Annotated in this window: 10 protein-coding genes; 5 read left to right on the forward strand and 5 right to left on the reverse strand. The window is 65.7% G+C overall.

Going from position 1 to position 13,323, the window contains the following annotated elements; all coding sequences use genetic code 11:
* Window position 1: 1 nt before the first annotated feature.
* The gene (locus JI59_RS13800; protein ID WP_007012088.1) at window positions 2-1,495 is read right to left on the reverse strand and encodes a Ppx/GppA family phosphatase; all 1,494 of its coding nucleotides are present in this window, start codon (window positions 1,493-1,495) and stop codon (window positions 2-4) included.
* 45 nt (window positions 1,496-1,540) lie between these two features.
* Window positions 1,541-3,724, reverse strand: coding sequence for an RNA degradosome polyphosphate kinase (locus JI59_RS13805; protein ID WP_007012087.1), 2,184 nt, complete (start codon window positions 3,722-3,724; stop codon window positions 1,541-1,543).
* Window positions 3,725-3,868: 144 nt separating this feature from the next.
* Here JI59_RS13805 and JI59_RS13810 point away from each other — a divergent pair, with 144 nt between their 5' ends.
* From JI59_RS13810 to JI59_RS13825, 4 genes are read left to right on the forward strand one after another with little or no spacing between them, the layout of a single operon-like run.
* On the forward strand, window positions 3,869-7,270 hold the full coding sequence (locus JI59_RS13810; RefSeq protein WP_038577663.1) for a transglutaminase family protein: 3,402 nt from the start codon (window positions 3,869-3,871) through the stop codon (window positions 7,268-7,270).
* Window positions 7,260-9,749, forward strand: coding sequence for a circularly permuted type 2 ATP-grasp protein (locus JI59_RS13815; RefSeq protein WP_007012085.1), 2,490 nt, complete (start codon window positions 7,260-7,262; stop codon window positions 9,747-9,749). The genes JI59_RS13810 and JI59_RS13815 overlap by 11 nt, the downstream gene beginning before the upstream one ends.
* The gene (locus tag JI59_RS13820) at window positions 9,749-10,630 is read left to right on the forward strand and encodes a transglutaminase family protein (RefSeq protein WP_007012084.1); all 882 of its coding nucleotides are present in this window, start codon (window positions 9,749-9,751) and stop codon (window positions 10,628-10,630) included. The genes JI59_RS13815 and JI59_RS13820 overlap by 1 nt, the downstream gene beginning before the upstream one ends.
* Window positions 10,631-10,643: 13 nt before the next feature.
* The gene (locus tag JI59_RS13825; protein ID WP_007012083.1) at window positions 10,644-10,937 is read left to right on the forward strand and encodes a DUF1294 domain-containing protein; all 294 of its coding nucleotides are present in this window, start codon (window positions 10,644-10,646) and stop codon (window positions 10,935-10,937) included.
* A gap of 20 nt (window positions 10,938-10,957) precedes the next feature.
* Here JI59_RS13825 and JI59_RS13830 read toward each other — a convergent pair whose 3' ends face one another.
* The 3 genes from JI59_RS13830 to ccmA form a co-directional block, all read right to left on the reverse strand.
* Window positions 10,958-11,407 carry a hypothetical protein gene (locus JI59_RS13830; protein WP_007012082.1) on the reverse strand — a complete coding sequence of 150 codons (450 nt, stop codon included), beginning with the start codon at window positions 11,405-11,407 and terminating at the stop codon, window positions 10,958-10,960.
* Window positions 11,408-11,728: 321 nt separating this feature from the next.
* Window positions 11,729-12,388 (reverse strand): heme exporter protein CcmB, encoded by a 660-nt coding sequence (locus JI59_RS13835; RefSeq protein WP_007012081.1) that lies wholly within the window; start codon window positions 12,386-12,388, stop codon window positions 11,729-11,731.
* Window positions 12,385-12,963 carry a heme ABC exporter ATP-binding protein CcmA gene (gene ccmA / locus JI59_RS13840; protein ID WP_038576198.1) on the reverse strand — a complete coding sequence of 193 codons (579 nt, stop codon included), beginning with the start codon at window positions 12,961-12,963 and terminating at the stop codon, window positions 12,385-12,387. Before ccmA ends, JI59_RS13835 begins: the two co-directional genes overlap by 4 nt.
* 14 nt (window positions 12,964-12,977) lie before the next feature.
* Between ccmA and JI59_RS13845 the strand changes: the two genes are divergently transcribed.
* Window positions 12,978-13,310: a 4a-hydroxytetrahydrobiopterin dehydratase gene (locus JI59_RS13845; RefSeq protein ID WP_255327361.1), complete on the forward strand. Its 333-nt coding sequence runs from the start codon at window positions 12,978-12,980 to the stop codon at window positions 13,308-13,310.
* Window positions 13,311-13,323: the final 13 nt, after the last annotated feature.

The raw sequence follows: 13,323 nt of genomic DNA on the forward strand, positions 1-13,323 counted from the left end.
GTCAGCTCGCGGCGAGCGCCTGCGTCTCGTTGCGACCGCAAACCATGACGCTCCATTCCAGCTTGAGCCATTCGGCCAGCGCGCGCAGGTCTTTGCCGATTCCGGCGCTGTAGAGTGCCTGTACCGTTTCATCGAGCGAGAGCACGAGGCGGCCCCCCTCAAGGGTGAGCGAGCTGTGTTCCAACGCCAGCGGTGTGCAGCCGGTGAGGCGGCGGCACAGGCGCACGGCAAGGCCCCAGGTGATGCCGCGGTCGAGGTCGCTGCGGTCGGCGAGCTTGCAGAACTGCTCGGGAATTTCGGTCAGGCCAGAATTGGCAAAGACGGTCATGGCCATCATGGCGCGCCCGCGCTTGTCGAGGCCGATCCAGCGCTTGCGCAGCGCCCAGGTCATGGCTTCCTCCGTACGCATGTTGGGCTCGGTACGCATGGCCGCCAGCGCGAGCAGGGTGGAAGCCTTGCGCAGATTGCCTTCGCCGGGGGCGTCCTCGCAAACCTGCGCGGTCCACGCGGTCACGGCCGTGGCGGCCTTGGGCGAGGCGAAAGCGCTGCGGGCAAAGCCGCTCACGCTCGCCAGCATCGGGTCCTGGGCCTTCATCTCGTCCGGCAGGTGCTGGAACAGCAGCCCTTCGCGCAGGCCCCACGAGGAGAAAATCAGGCGCGAGGGCGCGGTCTCGTCGATGAGCTGGGCCAGCAGGGCCGCCGCATCGGGGAGGGTTGCCATGCGCGAATTGGTAATGCGCGGGTCGGCCTTCTCGAGCTTGCCCTTTTCGAACTTGCGGCACAGCTTGAGCGCTTCCTGTGCCGAGATCTCGAAATCGTGGGGATCGTCGAGCGGCCAGTCGATCTCGCGCATCGCCTGTAGGGCGAGCGCGCGCCACGACCCGCCGACGATGTAGAGCGGCTGATCCTTGCCCCGTTTCCATCCGCGCTCGGCAAGGGCGGAGCGCACGGTTTCGGCAAAGCTGTCCGGTCCCGCTGCGCGCAGGTCGGGCAAGCGCAGGGTGCCGAAGGGCAGGGTGATGCCGCCAGGCAGGACCTCGCCGTCGATCTCCACAAGTTCCAGGCTGCCGCCCCCGAGGTCGGCTGCGATGCCCTTCGCGCCGGGGAAGGCCGCGATCACGCCGGTCGCACTCGTGCGCGCTTCCTCGTCGCCCGAAAGCAGGCGCGGCGAGAGCCCGTAGCTGCGCACTTCGGCCAGAAATTCAGGGCCATTGGAAGCATCGCGCGCGGCCGCCGTGGCAACGCATTCGACGTTGTCCACCTGCATCAGCCGGAGCAGCTCGGCGAAGCGGGCGAGCGCGGAAAGCGCCGTGCGCATCGACTTTTCGGAGATCGCCCCGGTCTTGCCCATGTCCTTGCCGAGGCGGGCATTGACCTTTTCGTTGAGAATCACGACGGGTGCGCGCGCCGGGCCGTTATAGACCACCAGACGCACGGTATTCGACCCGATGTCGATGATCGCGCGCTTCTCGCTCGTGTGGCTGATGCTGTTCATTCTGACTGGACGAATCGCATGGCCCCGGGTTCAGGGGCCCGTATGTCAGATATTACCGCGTCGAAGCGAGAGCTTTGGTACCTTTCGTCCACTGGCAATCGATGCACCGCGTCCTGACAGCGACGGATTGGTCATGAAATAGCGATGAAGATTGAAGGGGTTGTCGCTTTCGCCGACCCTTTCGTAGTGCCCGTCGGGTTCCAGCATCCAGCTTTGCTCGGTGTCGAGCAGGTTGGCCAGCATGACCTGGTCCAGAACCTGATCGTGAACGGTCTTGTTGCGCATGGGCACCATGACTTCGACGCGCCGGTCGAGATTGCGGCTCATACCGTCGGCAGAAGTGATAAAGACGTGGGCCTTGCGGTTGGGCATTTCCGCGCCGTTGGCGAAGGCCCAGATCCGCACATGCTCAAGGAAGCGACCGATCACCGACTTGACCATGATGTGCTCGGAAAGACCGGGAATGCCGGGGCGCAGGCAGCAGATACCGCGCACCACCAGCATGATCTCCACGCCCGCCTGGCTGGCGTCGTAGAGCCGGTCGATCAATTCGGGGTCGGTCAGGGAGTTCATCTTCGCCCAGATCGCGGCCGGCCTGCCTGCAGCTGCATTGGCAATCTCGGTGTCGATGCATTCGTACAGCTTCGGGCGCAGCGAGATCGGCGATATCGCAAGCACCTCGGTGGTCTTGGGCTCGACATAGCCGGTGATGAAGTTGAACAGGCGCACCGCATCGCGCCCCGCAGCCGGATCGGCGGTGAAATAGGACAGGTCGGTATAGATGCGCGCGGTGATCGGGTGGTAGTTGCCGGTGCCGAAATGGCAGTAGGTGCGATGGCCTTCGCCTTCGCGGCGCACGACCATCGAGACCTTGGCGTGGGTCTTCCAGTCGACGAAGCCATAGATCACCTGGACCCCGGCGCGTTCCAGCTGGCTGGCCCAGAGCAGGTTCTGTTCTTCGTCGAAGCGGGCCTTGAGCTCGACGACGGCGGTAACCGACTTGCCGGCCTCGGCCGCCGCGATCAGCGCCGAGATGATCGCCGACTGCTTGCCCGCACGGTAGAGTGTCTGCTTGATCGCCACCACATCCGGGTCTCCCGCGGCCTGGCGCAGGAAGTCGATCACCACCTCGAAGCTTTCGTAGGGGTGCTGGATGACGATGTCCTTCTCGCGAATGGCGGCGAAGATGTCACCGTCATGTTCGAGAATGCGTTCGGGATAGCGCGGGGAATAGGGCTCGAACTTCAGTTCGGGTCGGTCTTCGTCGCAGATAGCCGACAGACCGGAGAAGCCGATGATCCCGTCGGTTTTCATGATCAGCGCGCGGTCAAGGCCGAGCTGGTTGCGCAAGAGGTCCTCGGCGGCCGGATCGAACTTGCCCTGCAGTTGCAGGACGATGACGATGCCGCGGCGCCGGCGCTGGATGGCAGTGCGGTAATAGCGCACCAGATCCTCGGCATCTTCCTCGATCTCGATGTCGCTGTCGCGCAGGACGCGGAACACGCCGTGGCCGTTGACGGCAAAGCCCGGGAAGATCTGGTCGGTGTTGCGGCAGATCAGGTCCTCGATCGAGATCCAGGCGGCTTCCTCGCCGGGAATGCGCACGAAGCGCGGCAGCGAGGAGGGGATCAGCACCATCTCCATCACCGGGGAATCGTCGGCCTCGCGGGTCAGCGAGAACAGCACGCCGATCCCCTGGTTGGCGACGAAGGGGAAGGGATGGGCGGGGTCGATCGCCTGCGGCGTGATCACCGCCATGATATGTTCGAGGAAGTAGTCGGTCAGCCAGGCCTCGCCCGCCTTGTCGAGCGGCTCGTCGCCGATCACGCGCACACCGGCATCGCCCAGCAGGCGCTTGAGTTCGCTCCACGCTTCCTGCTGGACCGTTTCCAGCTGCAGCACTTTTTCGTGGATCGCGGAGAGCGCCTGTGACGGCGTGGCGCCGTCGATGGAGATTTCCTCGATCTGGCGGCGGACCTGGCCGGCGATGCCGGCGACGCGCACCATCAGGAATTCATCGAGGTTGCTGCCCGAGATCGAGAGGAAGCGAAGCCGTTCCAGCAGCGGATAGTTGCGGTTCGTCGCTTCGGCGAGGACGCGCTCGTTGAAGGCCAGCCAGCTTAGTTCGCGGTTGAAGTAACGCGCAGGCAAAGTCGCCAGCTTCGAATTGTCGCAGCTTTCCGAGATCTCGACCGATTCGCTTGCCTGAAGCATGTTTTCCTTGTTCATCCCGTACTGACTGGCAGTCCAGAAGCATGCCATGATGACAGTTCTGCGGCAATTGCGTCACTTGGCGCGAAAACCTGCCCATTATCTGCCATTGAACACCGAACATCGTTGCAGTGCAACATGGTTTGCCGCAATGTTGCGTCGATGATCAAAGCGGCACTGCACCATCTCACGCGCTACCGCTACTCGCGGCGGGTGCATCTCGGCCCTCAGGTGATCCGGCTGAGGCCGGCGCCGCACAGTCGCACGCAGGTGCCGAACTATTCGCTCAAGATCAGTCCGCCCGAACATTTCCTCAACTGGCAGCAGGATCCGCACGGCAACTGGCTGGCGCGGGTCGTCTTTCCCGATCCGGTCGATCACTTCTCGATCGAGGTGGACCTGCTGGCCGAACTGGCCGTCATCAATCCCTTCGATTTCTTCGTCGAACCGGACGCGGAGGAATATCCCTTCGCTTATTCCGAGGCGATGCAGGCGGATCTTTCCGCTTATTTCGAAACCGAGCCGCAGGGTCCGCTGTTCGAGCAACTGGTCGCCAGCCATGCGAACTACCAGGGCCGCACGGTCGATTTCCTGGTCGAGATCAACCGCAAGCTGCAGGAGCGGATCAACTACGTCATCCGGATGGAATCGGGCGTCATGACGCCGGAGGAAACCTTGCAGGTGGGCACCGGCTCATGCCGCGATTCGGCCTGGCTGCTGGTCCAGCTGCTGCGCCGCCTCGGCTTCGCGGCACGTTTCGTCTCCGGCTACTCGATCCAGCTTGTCGCCGATGTCATTCCCAAGGAAGGCCCCAAGGGCGTTCTTGAGGATGTGACCGACCTGCATGCCTGGGCCGAGGCCTATGTGCCCGGAGCCGGGTGGATCGCGCTCGACGCCACTTCGGGCATGTTCGCGGGCGAAGGGCACATCCCGCTGTGCGCGACCCCGCACTATCGCTCGGCAACCCCGATCGAGGGCATGGCGGAGCCGGCGGAAGTCGACTTCCATTTCGAGATGGACGTCAGCCGCATTGCCGAGGCAGTGCGTATCACCAAGCCCTTCACCGACGAACGCTGGGACGCGCTGCTCGAACTGGGCGACAAGGTCGATGCCGACCTCGAAGCCGGCGGCGTCAACCTGACGATGGGCGGCGAGCCGACATTCATCGCCGCCACCGACTTCGAGGCGGACGAATGGAACGGCGGTGCGGTCGGCCCGACCAAGGCGGCCTATGCCGACAAGCTGATCCGTCTCCTTCGTGAGAAATTCGCGCCCGGATCGCTGCTGCACCACGGGCAGGGCAAGTGGTACCCGGGCGAAAGCCTGCCGCGTTGGGGATTCTCGATCTACTGGCGCAAGGACGGCGTGCCGATCTGGAAGGACCAGTCGCTGATCGCGGCCGAAAGCCCGCTGGAAAAGGGCGGCGATCCCGATCCGGTGCCGACGATGGATGTTTCCGCCGCGGAAACCCTGCTGCGCGAGACGGCACGGGGGCTGGGGCTGGAGGACGATTTCGTCCAGCCCGTCTTCGAGGACATTCCCGCCTGGAACGAGCGGGAGCAGGACCTGCCGGTCAACGTCACGCCGCTCGAGCCCAGGATCGACGACGAGGAGCTGGCGCGCCGCTTCAGGCGGACCTATCGGCGCGGTCTGACCAAGCCGGTCGGTTATGTCCTGCCGGTGCAGCGCTGGAATGCGGCCGACCAATCGATCCCGCGCTGGAAAAGCGAACGCTGGAAAGTGCGTAAGGGCCTGCTGACGGCCGTGCCGGGCGATTCCGCGATCGGCTATCGCCTGCCGCTCGGCGCGCTGCCGTTCGTGCCGCCCTCGGACTATCCCTATATCCACCCGCGCGACACGGCCGAGCCGCGTGAGCCGCTGGCCGATTTCCGCGCGCAAGTGGTCGCCAAGGGGCAGGACATGCGTGAAGTGGGCGCTGCCGGCGGCGACCGCTCCGCTTCGCGCGAAAGCCAGCGGGCCGAGCGCGTCGCCAGCGCCGAAGGGCCGCAGGCGCAGGCGATCGTCGAGCAGGAGATCATCGACGGCGCGGTGCGCACAGCCATGACCGTGGAGCCGCGAGGGGACTACCTGGCCGTCTTCATCCCGCCGACCGAGCGGCTGGAGGACTATCTCGAACTTGTCGCCGCGATTGAGGCGGTGGCCGAGGAGAAGGGCCTGCCGGTGCGCATCGAAGGCTATGCGCCGCCGCCCGACCCGCGCCTGCAGGTGCTCAAGGTCACGCCGGACCCGGGCGTTATCGAAGTGAACATTCATCCCTCGGCATCGTGGCGCGAAACGGTGGAGATCACCGAGACGCTTTACGACTGCGCCCGGGAAGTGGGCCTGACCGCCGACAAGTTCATGGTCGATGGCCGCTCCATCGGCACCGGCGGGGGCAACCATATCGTGCTGGGCGGGCCGAGCCTGCTGGACAGCCCCTTCATCCGCCGTCCGGACCTGCTCAAGAGCTTCGTTACCTACTGGCAGCGCCACCCGTCGCTCAGCTACCTGTTCTCCGGCCTGTTCATCGGCCCTACCAGCCAGGCTCCGCGCATCGACGAGGCGCGCCACGATGCGCTCTACGAGCTGGAGATCGCGCTGGCCCAGGTGCCCGGCCCGGATCGGGAGCAGCCCGCGCCCTGGGTGGTCGATCGGCTGTTTCGCAACCTGCTGGTCGACGTGACCGGCAATACGCACCGCACCGAGATCTGCATCGACAAGATGTTCTCGCCCGATGGTCCGACCGGACGGCTTGGCCTTGTCGAGTTCCGCGGCTTCGAGATGCCGCCAGACGCGCGCATGTCGCTGGCGCAGCAGCTCCTCCTGCGGGCGCTGACGGCGTGGTTCTGGAAGCAGCCGCTCGATGGCTCGCTGGTGCGCTGGGGAACCCAGCTGCACGACCGCTTCATGCTGGGCCATTTCGTCTGGGCCGACTTCCTCGACGTGCTCGATGACCTTGCACAGGCCGGCTACAATTTCGATCCGGCCTGGTTCGAGGCCCAGCGCATGTTCCGCTTCCCGGTTCACGGTGAAGTCGAGGGCGGGGGCGTGACGCTGGAGATCAGCCACGCTCTCGAGCCGTGGAACGTGCTTGGGGAAACCGGCGCGATCGGCGGGACGGTGCGCTATGTCGACAGTTCGACCGAGCGCCTGCAGGTCAAGGCCAGCGGACTCGTTCCCGGCCGCCACGTCATCTCGTGCAACGGGCGCCGCGTACCGCTGACGATGACCGCCTCGGGCGAAGGCGTGGGCGGTGTGCGCTACAAGGCTTGGGCGCCTGCGGAGTGCCTGCACCCGATGATGGCCGCCCATGCGCCGCTGACTTTCGACATCCTCGACTTGTGGAACAACCGCTCGCTGGGCGGCTGCGTCTATCACGTCGCGCATCCCGGGGGACGCAATTACGATAGCGTTCCGGTCAATGGTTACGAGGCCGAAGCCCGCCGCAAGGCGCGCTTCCAGGACCATGGCCATTCTCCGGGGCCCCAGCCGATGCCACCCGAGGAGTCTCCGGGGGAATTCCCCTATTCGCTGGACCTGAGGCGACCGCCGCGTGTCATCTAGTCCACCCAGCGAGGCCAGGGAGAGGCCGCCCGGCTGGCTTGACGAATATCCTGCCGAGGCATCCCGCGGCGATCTGTTCCGCGATGCGACCGAGCCCATGGCCGCGCGCTGGAAGGCCGTGGTCGAAAGCCTGGCCAGCAAGGCAGATGGCGATCCTTCCTCCCTGCAGGATGCAGCGGCCCGTCATGCGGCAGACCTTGGCGTCACGTTCCGCGTAACCGGCGATGAGGATGAACGGGCCTGGCCGCTCAACGTCATGCCGCTGATCATCGCTGCCGACGAATGGGCCAAGGTCGAGCGCGGCCTCGTCCAGCGGGCCACGCTGATGGAGCAGCTCGCCGCCGACATCTATGGCCCGCAGCGGCTGGTCAAGGAGGGCCATCTGCCCGCTGGCGTGATTGCCGGCAGCCCCTTCTTCGCCCGCAAGATGATGGCGATGAAGCCCCGGCAGGGCCGCTTCATCCATGTCTATTCCGCCGATCTTGCCCGTGGGCCCAAGGGGCAGTGGCGCATCCTCAACGACCGGGTGCGCATTGCCAGCGGCGTGGGCTACGCGCTCGAAAACCGGCTGGCGATGGGGCGCACGACCGACAACCTGATGGTCGAGACGCGCGTTCGCCGCCTGACCGAATTCTTCGTTCACATGCGTGAGGGGATGGCTGCGGCCTGCAACCGCGATCAACCGCGCGTCGCCCTGCTGACGCCGGGGCGCTTCAACCAGACTTACGCGGAGCAGGCCCACCTTGCCCGCTACCTCGGTTTTCCGCTGGTCGAAGGGCGCGATCTCTCGGTGCTGGACCAGCGGCTCTACGTCGGCACCATCGCCGGGCCAAAGCGCGTCGATGCGGTCTGGCGATGGATGAATACCAATTCGCTCGATCCGCTGACTTTCGATGCCAAGTCGCAGATCGGTGTGGCCAACCTCTACGACGCCTGGGACGCGGGCGGCGTGGAAATGGTCAACTGGCCGGGCACGGAAGTCCTCGAGTCCCCAGCCTTCGCCGCCTTCATGCCGCGCCTGTGCCGGGTGCTGCTGGGCCAGGAGCCGCTGCTGCCCAATATCGCCACCTGGTGGTGCGGGCAGGCGGCGGAAAGCTCGGCGGTCGCCGCCCGGCTGGACGAGCTGACGCTGCTCCCGGCCTTCGGCCAGCGGGTGGAGGGCTTGCCTTCGCGGCGCGCGGTGGAAGGGCGTTCGCTCAATGACAGGCAACGCACGGCCCTGCTCGAGGCGCTGTGGCGGCGGCCGATGGACTATTGCGGCCAGGAAATCGTTCACCTGTCCACCACGCCCGCAGTCATCGACGGCGAGATCGTGCCGCGCCCCTTCACGGTACGCGCCTTCGTGGCCCGGACTGCCGACGGCAGCTGGACGGTCATGCCCGGCGGCTTTGCGCGCCTGTCCTCCTCGAACGGGTTGCCGACGACGCTGATGGGCGCGGGCGACCTCTCCGCCGATGTCTGGATCGTCGACGACAGGCCGATGGAGGTGCATTCGCGCGCGATGCTCCACGAAGAACCGCCGATATCGCGCGGTGGGGGTATCCTGGCATCGCAGGCGGCGGACAATCTGTTCTGGTTCGGACGCTACAACGAGCGGGCGGAAATGACGGTGCGGATCGTGCGCACCATCCTCGACAGTTCGGTGGAGATCGACGGCAGCCTATCTGCGCAGGGCAACGTGCTGCAGGGCCTGATCGGGATGCTCGTCGCGCGCGGGGCAATCGCGCCGAAGACGTCCGGCCAGCCCGCCGCGGCCATCTGCGCCGCCGCACTGTCCGATGCCGCCGAACCGGGCAGTGCCGCCGCCCTGCTGCATCGCCGCCAGGAAGTGGGCCTCTCCCTGCGGGAGCGCTTTGCCCGTGACTTCTGGCGCATCGTCAGCCGGCCGATGCCGATGGTCGACATGCGCAGGCCGCAGAGCATGCTTTCGACGGTGCGCTGGCTGACCGAACATTTCAGCGCGCTGGCCGGGCTCGTTTCGGAAAACATGGTGCGCAGCGCCGCCTGGCGTTTCCTGGAGATCGGCAAGCGGCTTGAGCGCGCGCAGGCGCTGTGCCGCACGGTCAACTGCCTGGTGCGCGACGAGGATGACAGCGAGGTGCTGGGCGCCTTGCTGGACTTGTGCGACAGCCAGATCATCTACGGCTCGCGCTATCTCTCGCAGCCGATGATCAATCCGGTGCGCGACCTCGTCCTGCTCGACCCCGACAATCCGCGCGCGCTTGTCTTCCAGGTGGCCGAGATCGTCGCTCATCTAGAAGCCTTGCCAAGCGTCAGCGACGACAATCTGCCCGAGCCGCCCTTGCGCGCGGCGCGGGCGCTTTTCGGCGAACTTCAGGCCGCGGCGGCGCAGGACATGACCTCGGATCGGCTGGCCGACATCGAATCGCGCCTGCTTGAGCTTTCCGATGCCATCTCCGTGCGCTATTTCCTGCAATTCGATCGCGACGAGGCAGAGAAGCGAACGCGACTTTTGTAATGCGCTATTCCGTCAGCCATATCACGACGCTGGATTACGCAGCGCCGGTCAGTCTTGCGCAGTTCAACGTGCGGCTGCGTCCGGCAGCGTGGCCGGGACAGGCGGTGGGCGATTTTACCCTGAGCGTCGATCCGCAGCCGGCCCAGATCGTCGACAGCGACGGCGGCTATTACATAAACGAATCGCGCTTCACGCTGCGGCAGCCGATCCGCCACCTGCAGATCGAGAGCCGTTTCACGGTCGAGAAGGAATCGCTTCCGTTCTTCGTGACCGGGGCGCCGGGCCCCGATCTGGCGGAGATTCGCGAAACCGCGATGAAGCTGCCCGACCTTTCGCCGCTGGGTCCGGCCTCGTACATCTATGCCTCGCCGATCGCCGCGCCCGAGCGTGACATTGCCTTGTGGGCGAGCGGGTTCCTGACCGAAACGATGCCGGTGATGGAAGCGGGGCGCATGCTGATGGACACCATCCACCAGCAGTTCGCCTACGATGCCAAGGCCACGGCAACCGATACGCCGCCGATCGAGGCGTTCAACAATCGCCACGGGGTCTGCCAGGACTTCAGCCACATCATGATCATCGCCGCGCGGGCGCACGGCATACCCGCCGCCTATGTGAGCGGCTACCTGCGCACGATTCCGCCGCCGGGGCAGGTGCGGCTGGTCGGGGCCGATGCCATGCATGCCTGGGTCAACCTGTGGTGCGGGGAGGACCTGGGCTGGGTCGGATTCGACCCGACCAACGCGATGTTGGCGGATACCGACCACATCTTCATCGGCATGGGCCGCGACTATGGCGATGTCGCGCCGCTCGACGGGACGTTCCGCGGCGGGGCGCAGCAGAGCATGCATTTTTCCGTCGACGTCGCCCCGCTGGACTGAGCATTCACGCACCATGGAATGGATCGTGGCGGGCGCCGCATGGTTGCTGCTTATCAACTTCGTGACGTTCGCCAGCTTCGGCTTCGACAAGGTGCGGGCCCGCAAGGGTGGGCGGCGCGTGCCTGAATTCGATCTACTGCTGATGGCGCTGCTGGGCGGCAGTCCGGCTGCTTTTGCGGCGCGCTGGGCATTCCGGCACAAGACCCGCAAGCAGCCGTTCTCATGGCGCCTGTCCGTCATTGCCGCCCTGCAGGTGGGTGCGCTGATCGGGCTGGTTTTCGCCCAGGCGCCTTTCCTGCCTGCCTAGGCCAGCGGCGTGCTACCCGTTCACGAGGAACGGGGTGTGTGCAGGGTGGCTGGCTCCCGCGGGAAGATCCCGGCCAACGCGAGCGCCGCGCCGAGCTTCGAGAGCGTTTCGAGCACGTCGCCGACGCTATCCTCGAGCACGAGCAGTTCCAGTGTATCCCGAGTCGCACCGGGGCCGCGATCGCGCAACGAGGTCACGAGTTCTAGAATCAGCGCTTCGTGCTCGGATACATGCTCGCAGGGCAGCGGGCAGAAGGCGAACGTCTCCAGCGCATCGCGATTGAACAGCAACATGGCGCGGTGGAAGGGCTGGAGCCCGCCGATCATCCGCCAGCGCGCGAAAGCCGGGGCCAGGGTCTGCGCCGGACAGCGCTTGCTGGCGATGGCCGTGACCCATGCCCGCATCGACCAGACGAGGAAGCGGCTGCCTTCATCGAGGACGCTGAGGGGGCGATCGACATATTGATACATCAGGCAGACTCCAAGGGGTTGCAAATGAGAATGATTATCATTAGCTAGTGATACGTGGCTGACGCGCTTCGTCAAGCCCCTCAGGAGCGGCAATTGTCATGGGTTGTCGTTCTCATCCTGCACCTTGGCCGGGGCCGCCCTCCAGTGACCCACCCAATGCCCCGGCCAACTTTTCCCACCTTATGAGTCCGCTATCCCGGGGTTCTGCCGGGCTTTTGCGCAAGGTTGTCCACAGGCTGTGGTCAGGTGCGACACGATGTCTGCCTGACATCGGCTCTTGATCGATCCGGACTGGAGATTGGGGGGAAGGGCTGGCAGGCCTCAGCCGCGCGCGGCGCGCACGGCTGCGCCGCCGGCGAAGGGCGCGATGGCCAGCAGGACGAGGCTGGCCGCGGCAGTCAAGGCCAGGCCGCTTTCGCCGCCGAGCGACAGGCTGCCCGCGCCGAAGATCAGCAGCGGTACGGCCATCGGGATGACCAGCAGGCCGGAGAGCGCCGCGCCCCCGCGCAGTCCTGCAGTCAGGGCCGCCACGGTCACGCCAAGGGCCGCAAGGCCCGGTGTGCCGGCCAGCAGTCCGATTTCGACGATTCGCAGGGTCTGGGCATCGATGCCAAGCAGCGCCGAAGCGGGAAGGGCCGCCAGCATGAGCGGCGGCCCGAAGCTGAGCCAATGGGCCAGCACCCGCACGGTGATCACCATTTCCTCGGAAATGCCGCGCAGGGCCCACTGGTCGAACATGCCCTGTTCGATGTCGGGTTCGATCAGGCGGTCGAGCGGCAGGATTGCGGCGAGCAGGGCAGCGACCCAGATCACCCCGCCGCCGGTGCGCGCCAGCAGGCGGGCGTCAGGGCCAACGGCGAAGGGATAGAGCATCGCCACGGACAGGAAGAACAGGATCGGCAGTACCGCGCCGCCGCCGCGTCCGCCCAGCAGCAGGCGTGCAAGATCGCGGCGCAGCAGGGCTGAGAATCGGCCGCTCATGCCGCGTAGTCCGCGAGGGCCAGCTTTTCCATGCCGGGCAGGGAGAATGTCTGGTGCGAGGCAATCAGGGCGATCCCGCCTGCCGCACAGTGTTCCGCTGTCAGTTGCTCGGTCAGTTCCACGGCATGTCCGTCGAGTCCGTTGAGCGGCTCATCGAGGAGCCAGATCGGCGCCTTCTGCCCGATCAGGCGCGAGAGCGCGGCGCGCTTCTTCTGGCCGGTGGAAAGGTAGCGCACCGGCACGTCCAGCAGGCCGGCAAGGCCAAGGCGCGCCAGTCCGTTGTCCGCTGCGTCGTCGATCCCCTGCCAGAAGTCCAGCGCCTTGCCGAGCGGGAGGTGCGGGTCGAGGGCGGGGCGTTCGTCGACGAGGCCGATGGTGCCTTGCGATTCGATCGAACCGGCATAGGCGGGCGCAAGACCGGCGACGATGCGCAGCAGGCTCGATTTGCCGATGCCGTTGCTGCCTGCAACCTGCAGCGCCTGTCCGGCGTTGAGGGTCAGGGAAAGATTACGAAACAACAGCCTGTCCCCACGTCGACACGCGAGATCCCGGACGACGATAAAGGCCTCTTGCATGGAGGCAGTCGATAGTGGAAAGGCGGCGAACTGCCAAGGAGACCATAATGGCGATCGAGCGACTATCTGGTGCGAAGTTGGACGAGGTGCTGGCAGGGCTGCCGGGGTGGTCGCTTCGCGAGGATGGCCTTGCCATTACCCGCGAGCTCAAGTTCGCGGATTTCAACGAGGCTTTCGGGTTCATGACCCGGGTCGCGATCCAGGCCGACAAGGTCGATCACCACCCCGAATGGTTCAACGTCTACAATCGCGTCGTGATCACGCTCACGACTCACGATGCCGACGGCCTCAGTCAGCGCGACGTGGACCTGGCGTCGTTCATCGACGGCCTCGCTCCGGCTACCTGATCCATTCGGTCTC

Origin of the sequence: Novosphingobium pentaromativorans US6-1 (genome assembly GCF_000767465.1) — a bacterium.
Lineage (GTDB): Bacteria > Pseudomonadota > Alphaproteobacteria > Sphingomonadales > Sphingomonadaceae > Novosphingobium > Novosphingobium pentaromativorans.

Coding starts and splice junctions, on each gene's coding strand:
- JI59_RS13830 (WP_007012082.1), bottom strand. CDS start 11,407: ATGTATCAATATGTCGATCGCCCCCTCAGCGTCCTCGATGAAGGCAGC.
- JI59_RS13805 (WP_007012087.1), bottom strand. CDS start 3,724: ATGAACAAGGAAAACATGCTTCAGGCAAGCGAATCGGTCGAGATCTCG.
- JI59_RS13800 (WP_007012088.1), bottom strand. CDS start 1,495: ATGAACAGCATCAGCCACACGAGCGAGAAGCGCGCGATCATCGACATC.
- JI59_RS13810 (WP_038577663.1), top strand. CDS start 3,869: ATGATCAAAGCGGCACTGCACCATCTCACGCGCTACCGCTACTCGCGG.
- JI59_RS13825 (WP_007012083.1), top strand. CDS start 10,644: ATGGAATGGATCGTGGCGGGCGCCGCATGGTTGCTGCTTATCAACTTC.
- JI59_RS13835 (WP_007012081.1), bottom strand. CDS start 12,388: ATGAGCGGCCGATTCTCAGCCCTGCTGCGCCGCGATCTTGCACGCCTG.
- ccmA (WP_038576198.1), bottom strand. CDS start 12,963: ATGCAAGAGGCCTTTATCGTCGTCCGGGATCTCGCGTGTCGACGTGGG.
- JI59_RS13820 (WP_007012084.1), top strand. CDS start 9,749: ATGCGCTATTCCGTCAGCCATATCACGACGCTGGATTACGCAGCGCCG.